The organism is Pseudomonas sp. IPO3747, assembly GCF_013385245.1.
Lineage (GTDB): Bacteria > Pseudomonadota > Gammaproteobacteria > Pseudomonadales > Pseudomonadaceae > Aquipseudomonas > Aquipseudomonas edaphica.
Genome location: NZ_JACAQL010000036.1, coordinates 1 through 14,828 on the forward strand (window position 1 = coordinate 1; position 14,828 = coordinate 14,828).

Consider the following 14,828-nt stretch of genomic DNA (forward strand, 5'->3'; position numbering starts at 1 on the left):
CGCCGATGGTAGTGTGGGGTTTCCCCATGTGAGAGTAGGTCATCGTCAAGATTAAATTCCGAAACCCCATTTGCGAAAGCAGATGGGGTTTTGTTTTGCGCGCTCGAAAAGTGTCCCGCAAGCTATTCCGCGAAAAAGCCACCATCAATGCGCACTAACGGGTGCACAGCACGCGTCAGGACGCCTCCAGAAGCTCGCCTCCTTGCCATTCCAGAAGACTGGCTCGATGCTCATATCGACATGGGTGCCGACGCTCTGCTGCATCCCAGGTTCATCAGATCGTGCAAGGTCGTTATTCAGGTCGAGGGCGGTAGGATAATCGCAACGCTCCGACGGCCTCTGAAGGCGCTCACGAGGTTTTGAAAGGGCTTATGGTCATAGGGCTTGTTCTGTCATGATTTTGCCTTCTGGGCGCCATTGCGGCGGCCAGCGCTGGAATCTCACTTTTCTACAGACGAAAAAAAAGACCTTGAAATTCAAGGTCTTTCTTTAAGATGGTGCCCCGAGGGAGACTCGAACTCCCACTCCTTTCGAAAACGGATTTTGAATCCGCCGCGTCTACCAATTCCGCCATCAGGGCTCAATGGCGGCGAAGTATAGAGATGAGATTACCGTTGGTCAATCACGTTTCATGGTCTATTTTCACTATTTCCGCTAGACTCCCCGGCCCTGCTAGACGAACCCTATCATGCGCGTTGCTGACTTTACTTTTGAGCTCCCTGATTCGCTGATCGCTCGCCACCCTTTGGCCGAGCGTCGCGCCAGTCGACTGCTGACCCTGGACGGGGTGAGTGGTGCCCTCGCACACCGCCAATTCACTGATTTGCTTGAGCATTTGCGCCCAGGCGATTTGATGGTGTTTAACAATACCCGGGTGATTCCGGCACGGCTGTTTGGCCAGAAAGCGTCCGGCGGCAAGCTGGAAATTCTGGTGGAGCGGGTGCTGGACAGCCATCGCGTGCTGGCCCATGTGCGCTCCAGCAAGTCGCCGAAACCCGGCTCGAGCATCCTCATTGATGGCGGTGGCGAAGCCGAGATGGTTGCGCGGCATGACGCGTTGTTCGAACTCAAGTTCGCCGAAGAGGTGTTGCCGCTGCTGGAGCGCGTCGGCCATATGCCGCTGCCTCCTTATATCGACCGCCCCGACGAAGACTCGGACCGCGAGCGCTACCAGACGGTGTACTCGCAGCGCCTCGGTGCTGTCGCCGCACCTACAGCCGGGCTGCATTTTGACCAGCCGCTGCTGGATGCGATTGCTGCCAAAGGCGTCGAAAGCGCTTATGTGACCCTGCACGTGGGGGCCGGCACGTTTCAGCCGGTGCGTGTGGATAACATCGAAGACCACCATATGCACAGCGAATGGCTGGAAGTCAGCCAGGAAGTCGTGGATGCGGTGGCGGCATGCAAGGCGCGCGGTGGTCGCGTGGTTGCAGTGGGCACCACCAGCGTGCGCTCGCTGGAGAGTGCCGCGCGCGATGGCGTGCTCAAGCCCTTCAGTGGCGACACCGATATCTTTATTTTCCCGGGCCGGCCGTTCCATGTGGTCGATTGCCTGGTGACCAATTTCCATTTGCCGGAATCCACGCTGTTGATGCTGGTGTCGGCCTTCGCGGGTTATCCCGAAACAATGGCGGCGTATAAAGCTGCCATCGATAATGGATACCGTTTTTTCAGCTACGGTGATGCGATGTTTATCACCCGTAACCCTGCGCCGACTGCTCCTAAAGAAGCGGGCCATGAGGAGCAACTATGAGTCGTATGTCGTTTGAATTGTTGGCCACGGATGGCAAGGCTCGTCGTGGTCGCCTCACGTTCCCGCGTGGCACCGTCGAAACCCCGGCGTTCATGCCAGTGGGCACTTACGGCACTGTAAAAGGCATGCTGCCGCGTGACATCGTCGCGACCGGCGCCGAGATCATCCTGGGCAACACCTTCCACCTGTGGCTGCGCCCGGGCACGGAAGTGATCAAGAAGCATGGCGACCTGCATGACTTCATGAAGTGGCAAGGCCCGATCCTCACCGACTCCGGTGGTTTCCAGGTATTCAGCCTGGGTGCCATGCGCAAGATCAAGGAAGAGGGCGTGACTTTCGCCTCGCCGGTGGACGGTTCCAAAGTGTTCATGGGCCCTGAAGAGTCGATGCAGGTGCAGCGCGACCTGGGCTCCGACATCGTGATGATTTTTGACGAGTGCACGCCTTATCCCGCGGATGAAGATGTCGCGCGTATCTCCATGGAACTGTCGTTGCGTTGGGCTCAGCGCTCGAAAAACGCCCACGGCGATAACACTGCTGCGCTGTTCGGTATCGTCCAGGGCGGCATGCACGAAAGCCTGCGCAAGCGCTCGCTCGAAGGCCTCGACAAAATCGGCTTTGACGGCCTGGCTATCGGCGGTTTGTCAGTAGGTGAGCCCAAGCACGAGATGATCAAGGTGCTGGATTACCTGCCGGGCCTGATGCCCGCTGACAAACCTCGTTACCTTATGGGCGTTGGCAAACCGGAAGATCTCGTAGAGGGTGTGCGCCGCGGTGTGGACATGTTCGATTGCGTGATGCCAACCCGTAATGCCCGCAATGGGCATCTGTTCATCGATACAGGCGTGCTGAAGATCCGTAACGCGTTCCATCGCCATGATGATTCGCCGCTGGATCCCACCTGTGACTGCTACACCTGCCAGAACTTCTCGCGTGCTTATCTGCACCATCTGGACAAGTGCGGGGAAATGCTGGGTAGCATGTTGAATACCATCCACAATTTGCGTCACTACCAAGTCCTGATGGCTGGTTTGCGTGAGGCTATTCAACAGGGTACATTGGCCGCCTTCGTCGATGCCTTCTATGCCAAGCGCGGGCTCCCTGTGCCGCCCTTGGACTGAGTTTTCCGACCCTAAGATTCACTATTTGCAACTGGAGTGCTAAATGAGCTTTTTTATCTCTAATGCCATGGCTGACGCCGCTGCGCCTGCCGCCGCCGGCCCTATGGGTGGTGGTTTCGAGTGGATTTTCCTGGTCGGCTTCCTGGTCATCTTCTACCTGATGATCTGGCGTCCACAGGCCAAGCGCGCCAAAGAGCAGAAAAACCTGCTGGGCAGCCTGCAGAAAGGCGACGAAGTTGTGACTACTGGCGGCATCGCCGGCAAGATCACCAAGGTTTCCGATGCTTTCGTGGTTCTGGAAGTCTCCGACACCGTAGAAATGAAGTTCCAGAAGGGCGCCATCGCCGCCACGCTGCCAAAAGGCACGCTCAAAGCGATCTGAGTAACAACCTTTACCAATCGACGGGGCGCGCAAGGCGCCCCGCGTTATAAGCGGGCGGCGTGATGCTGAACAAATACCCTCTGTGGAAATACGTACTGATCCTGGCGGTGCTGGCGATCGGTTTTATTTATTCCGCTCCCAATCTTTATCCTGATGACCCTGCGATCCAGATCACTGGCGCCAGCACTACGCTGCAGGTCAATCAGGCTGACCTGGACCGTGCGAGCAAAGCGCTCACCGACGCCGGTATCCAGGTAAAAGCGGCAACCTTGGCGTCTGATGCGAAAGGCGGTTTGTTGCGCCTGACCAAGGCCGAAGACCAGTTGCCGGCCAAAGACGTCGTGCGCAAGGCTATGGGTGATGACTACGTTGTCGCGCTCAACCTCGCACAGACCACGCCAAAATGGCTGCGCAGCATTGGCGCGCACCCGATGAAGCTGGGTCTGGACTTGTCCGGTGGTGTGCACTTCCTGCTGGAAGTCGACATGGACAAAGCCCTCGACGCGCGTCTGAAAGTTTACGAAGGCGACGTGAAGAGCCTGCTGCGCAAAGAGAAGGTGCGTTATCGCAGCCTGCCGCAGCTCAACGGTGCCATCCAGCTGGGCTTCTCTGATGAAGCGACCCGCGAACAGGCCCGTGCCCTGGTGCGCAAGAACTTCAATGATTTCGACATCGTACCGGCTGACCTGAATGGTCAGGCTGTGCTGCGTCTGGCGATGACCCCGGCCAAGATCGCGGAAATCCGCGAATACTCCATCAAGCAGAACTTGACCACGGTACGTAACCGCGTCAACGAGCTGGGTGTGGCTGAGCCGATCGTGCAGCGTCAAGGCGCCAACCGCATCGTGGTTGAACTGCCAGGCGTACAAGATACCGCTGAAGCCAAGCGTATCCTGGGTAAAACCGCCAACCTGGAATTCCGTCTGGCGGCTGAGCCGGGTGCGACTCGCGCGACTGCCGAAGAATTCGAGTTCCGTGAAGGCAACCGTCCTCCAGCGCTGATCGAGCGTGGCTTGATCATCACCGGTGATCAGGTGACTGACGCCAAGGCGGGTTTCGATTCGCAGCACGGTACTCCGGAAGTGAACATCCGTCTGGATGGCCATGGCGGTGACCTGATGAGCCGCGCCACGCGCAGTAACGTCGGTCGCAGCATGGCGGTGATCTTCATCGAGCAACGCCCGGTCACCACCTACACCAAACAAATGGTCGACGGTGTCGAGAAAGACGTGCCGGTGCAGACCTTCAAGGAAGAGAAGAAAATCATCAGCCTGGCGACCATCCAGTCGCCGCTGGGTGCTCAATTCCGCATTACCGGCCTGAATGGCCAGGGCGAATCTTCCGAGCTGGCACTGCTGCTGCGTGCGGGTGGCCTGGCGGCGCCGATGTACTTCGCTGAAGAGCGCACCATTGGCCCGAGCCTGGGTGCCGACAACATCACCAAGGGTATCGATGCGGCCTTGTGGGGCATGCTGTTTGTGTCCTTGTTCATCATCGCCATCTACCGCTTCTTCGGCGTCATCGCCACCGTGGCCCTGGCGGGCAACATGGTGATGCTGCTGGCACTGATGTCGCTGCTGGGCGCAACACTGACCCTGCCAGGTATCGCCGGTATCGTACTCACCATGGGTATGGCCGTAGATGCCAACGTACTGATCTTCTCGCGTATTCGTGAAGAGATCGCGGCGGGCATGACCGTACAACGTGCAATCAACGAAGGCTTCGGCCGGGCATTTACCGCGATTCTCGACTCCAACCTGACCACTCTGCTGGTCGGCGGGATTCTCTTTGCCATGGGCACCGGCCCGGTCAAAGGTTTTGCGGTGACCATGTCCCTCGGTATCTTTACCTCGATGTTCACGGCCATCATGGTGACCCGCGCAATGGTCAACCTGATCTTTGGCGGACGTGACTTCAAGAAGTTGTGGATTTAAGGGGCTGCCATGTTACGTACAATCAACTTCATGGGCGTTCGCAACATTGCGTTCGGCGCCACAGTGCTCCTTACCGTTCTGGCGTTGTTCAGCTGGTTCCATAAGGGCCTGAACTACGGTCTGGACTTTACCGGCGGTACGCTCATCGAGCTGACCTACGAGAAGCCGGCCGACGTCACCCTGGTGCGCAGCGAGCTGGTCAAGGCCGGCTATCACGAAGCCATCGTGCAGAGCTTTGGTGCTACCACCGACCTGCTGGTGCGTATGCCGGGCGAAGATCCGCAGTTGGGTCATCAGGTAGCCGAAGCCTTGCAGAAGGTCGGCGGTGACAACCCGGCGTCGGTCAAGCGCGTCGAGTTCGTAGGCCCGCAAGTGGGTGAAGAGCTGCGCGACCAGGGCGGTCTCGGCATGCTGATGGCGCTGGCCGGCATCATGGTCTACCTGGCGTTCCGCTTTCAGTGGAAATTCGGCGTCGGCGCCATTGTGTCGCTGATCCACGACGTAATCGTCACCGTGGGTATCCTGGCGTACTTCCAGATCACCTTCGACCTGACGGTGCTGGCGGCGGTGTTGGCGATCATTGGTTACTCGCTCAACGACACCATCGTGGTATTCGACCGGGTTCGTGAGAACTTCCGCGTACTGCGCAAGGCTACGCTGGTCGAGAACATCAACATCTCCACCACTCAGACCCTGCTGCGGACCATGGCGACGTCGATCTCCACCTTGCTGGCGATTGCTGCACTGATGATCTTCGGTGGCGACAATCTGTGGGGCTTCTCCCTGGCACTGTTCATCGGCGTTCTGGCGGGTACCTACTCGTCGATCTACATCGCTAACGTGGTGCTGATCTGGCTGAACCTCAACAGCGAAGATTTGATCCCGCCTGCCGCTACCGGCAAGGAGGTCGACGACCGTCCTTGATGGGCGTTCGTTGATACGCTGTTACAAAGAAGGCACGAGTATTGAACTCGTGCCTTTTTTTTTGCTCCAAGGCTGGGTATAGCGCGGACGTTTCGGTCCGCTTGTGATGGTCAGGAGGTTCACGTGAACAAGTCGTTACTGGTTGGTGCGGTATTGGGTGCTGTCGGTGTGACTGCCGGGGGTGCTGTTGCCACCTACAGCCTGGTAAAAAGCGGCCCTGAGTATGCGCAAGTGCTGGCAGTGCAGCCGGTGAAAACCCAGATCAAAACCCCTCGTGAGGTCTGCAAGGACGTCACCGTGACCCGGCAGAAGCCGGTGCAGGATCAACATCAAATCGTCGGCACCGTGGTCGGTGCGCTGGCCGGTGGCCTGTTGGGCAACCAGGTCGGTGGCGGTAATGGCAAGAAGCTGGCTACTGTAGCCGGTGCTGTCGGTGGCGGTTACGCCGGTAACAAGGTGCAGGAAGGTATGCAGAACCGCGATACCTACACCACCACGCAGCAGCGTTGCAGCACGGTCAACGATATCAGTGACAAGGTTGTTGGTTATGACGTGCGCTACAACCTGGACGGTAAGGAAGGTTCGGTACGTATGGACCGTGATCCGGGCGGCCAGATTCCAGTGGATAAGGAAGGTCGTCTGATCCTGGGTCAGAACCAGCAATAAGGCTGACATCAATCCAAGTGTGGGAGCTGGCTTGCCTGCGATAGCGGTGGGTCAGTAACCCATTAGCTAGCTGGTAGACCGCTATCGCAGGCAAGCCAGCTCCTACATTGGATTGTGTTGGCTGCTGGGATAGCAAATCCCAGGCATAAAAAAAGCACCCCTCGGGGTGCTTTTTTGTGCTCGCTCGCTTAGCGCTTCAGCGAAGCCGGCAGGTGCGGCTGGATCGCCGTCAGTACTGCCTTGAAGCATTTGGTGTTGCCGGCGACCACATGGCCTTTCTCAAGGAAATCGTGACCACCGGTAAAGTCGCTCACCAGGCCACCAGCTTCCTGGATCAGCAGGGCGCCTGCAGCCATGTCCCATTCGGACAGGCCCGACTCCCAGAACGCATCAAAACGACCGGCGGCAACATACGCCAGGTCCAGGCTGGCAGCACCGGCGCGGCGGATGCCGGCGGTCTGGCCAACCAGGGCGCGGAACATGCCCAGGTAGTTTTCCAGGTTGTCCATCTGGTCGTCACGGAACGGGAAGCCAGTGCCCAGCAGGGCGCCGTCCAGGCTGGTACGGCCGCTGACGCGCAGGCGACGACCGTTCAACTGGGCGCCACGGCCACGACTGGCGGTGAATTCTTCCTGGCGAACAGGGTCGAGTACGACGGCGTGTTCCAGGCGGCCACGGTATTTGCAGGCAATGCTGACTGCAAAGTGTGGGATGCCGCGCAGGAAGTTGGTGGTGCCATCCAGTGGGTCGATGATCCACAGGTAGTCTTCGCCTTCGCCGCTGCCTTTGTGCAAGCCGGTTTCTTCACCGAGGATGCCGTGGGTAGGGTAGGCCTTGCGCAGCGCGTCGATGATTTTTTGCTCAGCGGCGCGATCCACCTCGGATACATAATCCTTGGCGTCTTTTTCGTCGACCTTGATGGTATCCAGGCGCTCGATGGAGCGGAAGATCAATTCACTGGCGCTGCGGGCGGCGCGCAGCGCGATATTCAGCATGGGCTGCATGGATGTGTCACCTAAGGTTGTTAAAGAAAGCCGGGCATTCTAGCAGAAACTTTCTTCAGGTGAAGGACGACGTTAGCTTTCATGGCATAACCTTAGGCTGTTCTGTAAGATTTGCTCCCCTTTCCTGTGTCCGAGAGCGCCTCCCTTGCTGCAAAACATCCGTGTCGTCCTCGTCAATACCAGTCATCCCGGCAACATCGGCGGGGTGGCGCGAGCCATGAAAAACATGGGGCTGACGCGCCTGGTGCTGGTCGAGCCGCGTGTGTTCCCGCACCACGAGGCCGATGCCCGTGCATCCGGCGCCAATGACATCCTTGAAAAAGCCCAGGTCGTCGCCACTTTGGAAGACGCTTTGGTCGGCTGCAACCTGGTGCTTGGCACCAGTGCTCGCGACCGTCGAATCCCCTGGCCACTGCTGGATCCGCGCGAATGCGGCACCAAGGTGGTGGAAGAGGCTGCAGGTGGCGCTGAAATCGCTTTGGTGTTTGGCCGTGAAGACTCCGGCCTGACCAATGAAGAGCTGCAGCGATGTCATTACCACGTGCACATCCCATCAGACCCTGAGTTCAGTTCGCTGAACCTCGGGGCAGCGGTGCAGGTGTTGAGTTACGAAGTGCGCATGGCCTGGCTGGCTGCAGAAGGCCAGCCGAGCAAGGTCGAGAAGGATGAGGTCGCATCGACCAAGAGTGGCGAGTTGGCCACCATGGACGAGTTGGAGCGATTCTATGAGCACCTGGAGCAAACCCTGGTGGCCATCGAGTTTCTCGATCCGGAAAAACCACGGCACTTGATGGCACGCCTGCGTCGATTGTACGGCCGTAGCTCGGTAAGCCGGGCAGAAATGAACATATTGCGTGGCATCCTCACGGAAACCCAGAAAGCGGCCCGTGGTGAGCTTCTTAAGCGGAAGGATTAAAAATGTTCGAGCGTTTGCGAGAAGATATCCAGAGTGTTTTCCACCGTGACCCGGCGGCGCGCAACGCCTTTGAAGTGCTGACCTGCTACCCAGGCATGCACGCGATCTGGATTCACCGCCTGTCCGCAGTCTTATGGGGCATGGGCTGGAAATGGCTGGCACGGCTGGTGTCGAACTTTGGGCGCTGGTTGACCGGAATCGAGATTCATCCAGGCGCCAAGGTGGGTCGTCGCTTCTTTATTGACCATGGCATGGGCATCGTGATTGGCGAAACCGCCGAAATCGGTGATGACGTGACGCTGTATCAGGGCGTGACCCTGGGTGGCACAACGTGGAATAAAGGCAAGCGCCACCCGACATTGGGCGATGGCGTAGTGGTGGGGGCGGGTGCCAAGGTGCTTGGCCCGTTCACTGTCGGCGCGGGTGCCAAAGTGGGCTCCAATGCTGTGGTGACCAAGGCTGTGCCGCCTGGCGCGACGGTGGTGGGCATTCCCGGCCGCATCATCGTCAAGCCGGAGCTCGGCGACGAGCAGGAAGCCAAGCGCAAAGCGATGGCTGAGAAGATCGGTTTCGATGCCTACGGTGTCAGCGAAGACATGCCCGACCCGGTGGCGCGTGCCATTGGCCAGTTGCTCGACCACCTGCAGGCCGTGGATGGCAAGCTGGACGGTATGTGCGGCGCATTGAAGGAGTTGGGCAGCAGCTACTGCGCAAAAGATCTGCCTGAGCTGCGCGAAGAAGACTTCGCCGAGATCAAGGTTGAAGCTGCCACCACCAAGGCTGGTTAAATCTTAAGCGCGATAAAACCTTCTGTGGGGGCTGGCTTGCCTGCGATAGCGGTCTGCCAGCTCATTTAGGGGGGTGCTGACCCACCGCTATCGCAGGCAAGCCAGCTCCCACATTTGGCTTCCATTGGTCTTGAGATTGAGTCGTGGCCCGGTTCCCGCTGTTCGTCCCCACCCCACCCTGCTATTATTCGCGCGCCCTTTTTACGGGTAATCCTGACTAAAGTACTAGGTCTTATAGTTGACTTAAATACTCGGGAATCGCATACTTGCTCCCATTCTGAAACACCTTGGTACTTGTCCATGAGACTGACTACAAAAGGCCGATACGCGGTGACCGCCATGCTTGACCTGGCCTTGCACGCGCAAACTGGGCCGGTGTCCCTGGCCGATATCTCCGAGCGCCAAGGCATTTCCCTGTCCTACCTCGAGCAGCTGTTCGCCAAATTGCGCCGTAGCAACTTGGTTTCCAGCGTGCGTGGGCCGGGTGGCGGTTATCAATTGTCCCGCGATATGCAGGGCATTCAGGTAGCTCAGGTGATCGACGCGGTGAACGAATCCGTCGATGCCACCAAATGCCAGGGTTTGGGTGACTGCCATGCCGGCGACACCTGCCTGACCCACCACTTGTGGTGTGACTTGAGCCTGCAGATCCATGAGTTTTTGAGTGGTATCAGCTTGGCTGATCTTGTGACTCGCCGTGAGGTGCAAGAAGTAGCCCAGCGTCAGGACCAGCGCCGTTGCAACACCAAGGCGCCGCGTCTGGACAAGATTGAAGCGTCCGCCGTCGAGTGACAGCCGAAGAGCTAACGGCACGCCAGCCAGCCTGATTTAGGAGAAAGTCCATGAAATTGCCGATTTACCTTGATTACTCAGCGACCACCCCGGTTGATCCGCGTGTCGCGCAAAAGATGAGCGAATGCCTGCTGGTTGACGGAAACTTCGGTAACCCAGCCTCCCGTTCCCACGTATTCGGCTGGAAAGCCGAGGAAGCGGTCGAGAATGCTCGTCGCCAAGTCGCCGACCTGGTAGGCGCCGATCCGCGGGAAATCGTCTGGACTTCCGGTGCTACCGAATCCGACAACCTGGCAATCAAGGGCGCGGCGCATTTCTACGCGACCAAGGGCAAGCACCTGATCACCACCAAGATTGAGCACAAGGCTGTCCTCGACACCATGCGCCAACTGGAGCGTGAAGGTTTCGAGGTTACCTACCTTGAGCCAACCACCGACGGTATCGTCACCCCGGCCATGATCGAAGCGGCCCTGCGTGAAGACACCATCCTGGTTTCCGTGATTCACGTGAACAACGAAATCGGCACCATCAACGACATCGCAGCCATTGGCGAGCTGACTCGCTCCAAAGGCATCCTGCTGCACGTCGACGCTGCTCAGTCCACCGGCAAGGTCGACATCGACCTGTCCAAGCTGAAAGTCGACCTGATGTCGTTCTCTGCCCACAAGACCTACGGCCCTAAAGGCATCGGCGCGCTATACGTGAGCCGCAAGCCTCGGGTGCGCATCGAAGCCACCATGCACGGCGGCGGTCACGAGCGCGGCATGCGTTCCGGCACCCTGGCGACTCACCAGATCGTCGGCATGGGCGAAGCCTTCCGTGTAGCCAAAGAAGACATGGCTGCCGAAAACATCCGTATCAAGGCGCTGAGCGATCGCTTCTACAAGCAGGTCGAGAACCTTGAAGAGCTGTACATCAATGGCAGCATGACCGCCCGTGTACCGCACAACCTGAATTTGAGCTTCAACTACGTCGAAGGCGAGTCGCTGATCATGGCGCTCAAGGACCTGGCGGTTTCGTCCGGTTCGGCCTGCACCTCGGCTTCCCTTGAGCCTTCGTACGTTCTGCGCGCCCTGGGCCGCAACGACGAACTGGCACACAGCTCGATCCGCTTTACGTTCGGCCGTTTCACCACCGAAGAGCAAGTCGACTACGCCGCGCAGAAAGTCTGCGAAGCCGTCAACAAGCTGCGCGTTCTGTCGCCGCTGTGGGACATGTACAAAGACGGTGTCGATATCTCCAAGATCGAGTGGGCGGCACACTAACTATAGAAGCCGCCACCCAAGCTCTGTAAGAACGTGGCGGAAAACGCAGGCGTTTTTACAGGGTTCCAGAGCGGCCCTGATGAGTGAGGATTCAGTACCATGGCTTACAGCGAAAAGGTCATCGACCACTACGAAAACCCGCGCAACGTCGGCAAGATGAACGCGGAAGACCCTGATGTCGGCACCGGCATGGTCGGCGCTCCGGCGTGCGGCGATGTGATGCGCCTGCAGATCAAGGTCAACGACGCTGGCGTTATCGAAGACGCCAAGTTCAAGACTTACGGCTGCGGTTCCGCCATTGCCTCAAGCTCCCTCGCTACCGAGTGGATGAAAGGCAAGACCCTGGATGAGGCTGTCACCATCAGCAACACCCAGCTGGCTGAAGAACTGGCCCTGCCGCCAGTGAAAATTCACTGCTCCGTACTCGCCGAAGACGCCATCAAGGCGGCCGTTCGCGACTACAAGCAGAAGAAAGGCTTGATCTAAGCATTTGGCGACGAGTAAGGAGTCAACGATGGCTATCAGCATGACAGAAGCGGCTGCGCAGCACATTCGCCGCTCCCTGAATGGGCGCGGTAAAGGTGAGGGGATTCGTCTGGGTGTTCGCACCACGGGCTGTTCCGGCCTTGCCTACGTGCTGGAGTTTGTCGACGAGGTGGTTGAAGAGGACCAGGTGTTCGAAAGTCACGGCGAGAAAGTGATCATCGACCCTAAAAGCCTGACCTACCTGGACGGCACCGAACTCGATTTCGTCAAGGAAGGGTTGAACGAAGGCTTCAAGTTCAACAACCCCAACGTGCGCGGTGAATGTGGCTGCGGCGAAAGCTTCAACATCTGAGGCTATTCGTGGGTACTCCTTGTCATTTCGCTTTATTCGAGCTGCAGCCGAGCTTTCGGCTGGACCTTGAGCAGCTTGCCACGCGCTACCGAGAGTTGGCGCGTGGGGTGCATCCGGACCGCTTTGCTGACGCTTCCGAGCGTGAGCAGCGCCTGGCGCTGGAGCAATCGGCCAGCCTCAACGAAGCCTATCAGACGCTGAAAAACCCGCCCAAACGCGCGCGCTACCTGCTCGCGTTGAACGGTGGTGAGTTGCCGATCGAAGTGACGGTGCACGACCCGGACTTCCTGATGCAGCAGATGCAGTGGCGCGAAGAACTCGAAGACTTGCAGGACGAGGCTGATATAGCCGGTGTCGCGGTCTTCAAGCGTCGTCTGAAAACGGCCCAGGATGAGCTCAATGAAAGCTTCGCAGCCTGTTGGGATGATGCAGCGCAACGTGAACAGGCCGAACGCCTGATGCGGCGCATGCAGTTCCTCGACAAGCTCACCTACGAAGTGCGCCAGCTAGAAGAGCGCCTCGACGATTAACCCAGTGCTGCCCGTGATGCACGCCTGATAGACAGATAAGACCTGATTACCATGGCCCTACTGCAAATCGCCGAACCCGGCCAAAGCCCTCAACCACACCAGCGTCGCCTGGCGGTCGGGATTGACCTGGGCACCACCAATTCCCTGGTTGCTGCCTTGCGCAGCGGCCTGTCCGAGCCATTGCCCGACGCTAATGGCCAGGTGATCCTGCCCTCCGCTGTGCGTTATCACGCTGATCGCACTGAAGTCGGTGAGTCGGCCAAGCTGGCAGCGTCCAGTGACCCGTTGAATACCGTGCTGTCGGTTAAACGCTTGATGGGTCGCGGTCTTTCCGACGTCAAGCAATTGGGCGACCAGCTGCCGTACCGCTTTGTTGGCGGCGAATCCCATATGCCGTTCATCGACACCGTCCAAGGCCCGAAAAGCCCGGTTGAAGTGTCGGCCGATATCCTCAAGGTGCTGCGTCAGCGCGCAGAAAATACCTTGGGCGGCGAACTGGTCGGCGCAGTGATCACCGTTCCTGCCTATTTCGATGACGCACAGCGTCAAGCCACCAAGGACGCCGCGAAGCTTGCGGGCCTGAACGTGTTGCGCTTGCTCAACGAGCCGACCGCAGCGGCGGTGGCCTATGGCCTGGATCAGCACGCTGAAGGCCTGGTGGCTATTTATGACCTGGGCGGTGGTACTTTTGATATTTCGATTCTGCGCCTGACCGGCGGTGTGTTTGAAGTACTGGCCACCGGGGGCGACAGCGCCTTGGGCGGCGATGACTTTGACCATGCCATTGCCGGCTGGATCATCACCAGCGCCGATTTGTCGGCTGACTTGGACCCGGGCGCGCAGCGTAATCTGCTGCAAACCGCCTGCGCGGCCAAGGAAGCACTGACTGACGCTGATTCTGTTGAAGTTTCCTACGGCAGCTGGTCGGCTCAACTGACTCGCGAAGCCTTTGATGCGCTGATCGAACCGATGGTCGCTCGCAGCCTCAAGGCGTGCCGTCGGGCTGTGCGTGATTCCGGTATCGAGCTGGAAGACGTGGCCGCAGTGGTCATGGTGGGCGGTTCGACTCGCGTCCCACGCGTTCGCGAAGCGGTTGCCGAAGCTTTCGGTCGCCAGCCACTGACGGAAATCGACCCGGATCAAGTAGTCGCCATCGGCGCTGCTATCCAGGCCGACACGCTTGCCGGTAACAAGCGCGAGGGTGGCGAACTGCTGCTACTCGACGTGATCCCGCTGTCCCTGGGCCTGGAAACCATGGGCGGCCTTATGGAGAAGGTGATTCCACGCAACACCACCATCCCCGTCGCACGCGCCCAGGATTTCACCACCTACAAAGATGGCCAGACGGCCATGATGATTCATGTGCTGCAAGGCGAGCGCGAACTGATCAGCGACTGCCGCTCCCTGGCGCGCTTTGAATTGCGCGGCATCCCGGCGATGGTGGCCGGTGCGGCGAAAATTCGCGTGACCTTCCAGGTCGACGCCGATGGCCTGCTCAGCGTGGCAGCGCGTGAATTGGCCTCGGGCGTTGAAGCCAGCATCCAGGTCAAGCCGTCCTACGGCCTCACCGATGGCGAAATCGCCAAGATGCTCAAGGATTCCTTCCAGTATGCCGGTGACGACAAGGTCGCCCGCGTGCTGCGCGAGCAGCAAGTCGATGCCCAGCGCCTGCTCGAAGCCGTGCAGGGCGCCCTGGAAGCCGACGGCGAGCGTCTGCTGGATGCTGAAGAGCGCATGGTTATCGACCTGCAAATGCAGGAACTGGCCGAATTGATGAAAGGCAACGATGGTTACGCCATCGAGCAGCAGACCAAGCGCCTGTCGCAAGTGACTGATGCTTTTGCCGCCCGCCGCATGGATCAGACGGTGAAAGCCGCACTGGCCGGGCGCAACCTGAATGAAATCGAGGAATAAT

At 58.8% G+C, this 14,828-nt stretch carries 15 protein-coding genes and 1 tRNA gene; 14 read left to right on the forward strand and 2 right to left on the reverse strand.

Features of this window, described 5'->3' with window-relative positions; all coding sequences use genetic code 11:
- Window positions 1-495: 495 nt before the first annotated feature.
- A tRNA-Leu gene (locus HX790_RS29185) sits at window positions 496-580 on the reverse strand.
- Window positions 581-688: 108 nt separating this feature from the next.
- Between HX790_RS29185 and queA the strand changes: the two genes are divergently transcribed.
- The 6 genes from queA (at window position 689) to HX790_RS29215 (ending at window position 6,780) form a co-directional block, all read left to right on the forward strand.
- Window positions 689-1,753 (forward strand): tRNA preQ1(34) S-adenosylmethionine ribosyltransferase-isomerase QueA, encoded by a 1,065-nt coding sequence (gene queA / locus HX790_RS29190; protein WP_176992607.1) that lies wholly within the window; start codon window positions 689-691, stop codon window positions 1,751-1,753.
- A 5-nt stretch (window positions 1,754-1,758) separates the two neighbouring features.
- The gene (gene tgt, locus HX790_RS29195) at window positions 1,759-2,874 is read left to right on the forward strand and encodes a tRNA guanosine(34) transglycosylase Tgt (RefSeq protein WP_003175976.1); all 1,116 of its coding nucleotides are present in this window, start codon (window positions 1,759-1,761) and stop codon (window positions 2,872-2,874) included.
- A gap of 43 nt (window positions 2,875-2,917) precedes the next feature.
- A complete protein-coding gene (gene yajC / locus HX790_RS29200; RefSeq protein ID WP_003175975.1) occupies window positions 2,918-3,256 on the forward strand; it encodes a preprotein translocase subunit YajC in 339 nt (112 codons plus the stop codon).
- 62 nt (window positions 3,257-3,318) lie between these two features.
- Entirely contained in the window at window positions 3,319-5,190 is a 1,872-nt protein-coding gene (secD, locus tag HX790_RS29205; protein WP_017135939.1) for a protein translocase subunit SecD, read from the forward strand.
- 9 nt (window positions 5,191-5,199) lie between these two features.
- Entirely contained in the window at window positions 5,200-6,114 is a 915-nt protein-coding gene (gene secF / locus HX790_RS29210; protein WP_017135940.1) for a protein translocase subunit SecF, read from the forward strand.
- A 123-nt stretch (window positions 6,115-6,237) separates the two neighbouring features.
- A complete protein-coding gene (locus HX790_RS29215) occupies window positions 6,238-6,780 on the forward strand; it encodes a glycine zipper 2TM domain-containing protein (RefSeq protein WP_017135941.1) in 543 nt (180 codons plus the stop codon).
- Between the two features lie 188 nt (window positions 6,781-6,968).
- Here HX790_RS29215 and suhB read toward each other — a convergent pair whose 3' ends face one another.
- Entirely contained in the window at window positions 6,969-7,784 is an 816-nt protein-coding gene (gene suhB / locus HX790_RS29220; protein WP_003175971.1) for an inositol-phosphate phosphatase, read from the reverse strand.
- Window positions 7,785-7,929: 145 nt separating this feature from the next.
- On the opposite strand from suhB, the gene trmJ reads away from it, so the two are divergent.
- The 8 genes from trmJ to hscA all read left to right on the forward strand — a co-directional run bounded on the left by trmJ (window position 7,930) and on the right by hscA (window position 14,827).
- Window positions 7,930-8,700 (forward strand): tRNA (cytosine(32)/uridine(32)-2'-O)-methyltransferase TrmJ, encoded by a 771-nt coding sequence (gene trmJ, locus HX790_RS29225; protein ID WP_003210307.1) that lies wholly within the window; start codon window positions 7,930-7,932, stop codon window positions 8,698-8,700.
- A 2-nt stretch (window positions 8,701-8,702) separates the two neighbouring features.
- Window positions 8,703-9,488: a serine O-acetyltransferase gene (cysE, locus tag HX790_RS29230; RefSeq protein ID WP_017135943.1), complete on the forward strand. Its 786-nt coding sequence runs from the start codon at window positions 8,703-8,705 to the stop codon at window positions 9,486-9,488.
- A 300-nt stretch (window positions 9,489-9,788) separates the two neighbouring features.
- Entirely contained in the window at window positions 9,789-10,280 is a 492-nt protein-coding gene (iscR, locus tag HX790_RS29235; protein ID WP_003194020.1) for a Fe-S cluster assembly transcriptional regulator IscR, read from the forward strand.
- 50 nt (window positions 10,281-10,330) lie between these two features.
- On the forward strand, window positions 10,331-11,545 hold the full coding sequence (locus HX790_RS29240; protein ID WP_017135944.1) for an IscS subfamily cysteine desulfurase: 1,215 nt from the start codon (window positions 10,331-10,333) through the stop codon (window positions 11,543-11,545).
- Between the two features lie 99 nt (window positions 11,546-11,644).
- Complete coding sequence (gene iscU, locus HX790_RS29245) at window positions 11,645-12,031, forward strand: Fe-S cluster assembly scaffold IscU (RefSeq protein ID WP_003175965.1); 387 nt, start codon at window positions 11,645-11,647, stop codon at window positions 12,029-12,031.
- Window positions 12,032-12,059: 28 nt separating this feature from the next.
- The gene (gene iscA / locus HX790_RS29250; protein WP_003209680.1) at window positions 12,060-12,383 is read left to right on the forward strand and encodes an iron-sulfur cluster assembly protein IscA; all 324 of its coding nucleotides are present in this window, start codon (window positions 12,060-12,062) and stop codon (window positions 12,381-12,383) included.
- An 8-nt stretch (window positions 12,384-12,391) separates the two neighbouring features.
- The gene (gene hscB, locus HX790_RS29255; RefSeq protein ID WP_017135945.1) at window positions 12,392-12,913 is read left to right on the forward strand and encodes a co-chaperone HscB; all 522 of its coding nucleotides are present in this window, start codon (window positions 12,392-12,394) and stop codon (window positions 12,911-12,913) included.
- Window positions 12,914-12,964: 51 nt separating this feature from the next.
- Window positions 12,965-14,827 carry a Fe-S protein assembly chaperone HscA gene (gene hscA, locus HX790_RS29260; protein WP_176992608.1) on the forward strand — a complete coding sequence of 621 codons (1,863 nt, stop codon included), beginning with the start codon at window positions 12,965-12,967 and terminating at the stop codon, window positions 14,825-14,827.
- The last annotated feature ends 1 nt before the right edge of the window (window position 14,828 follow it).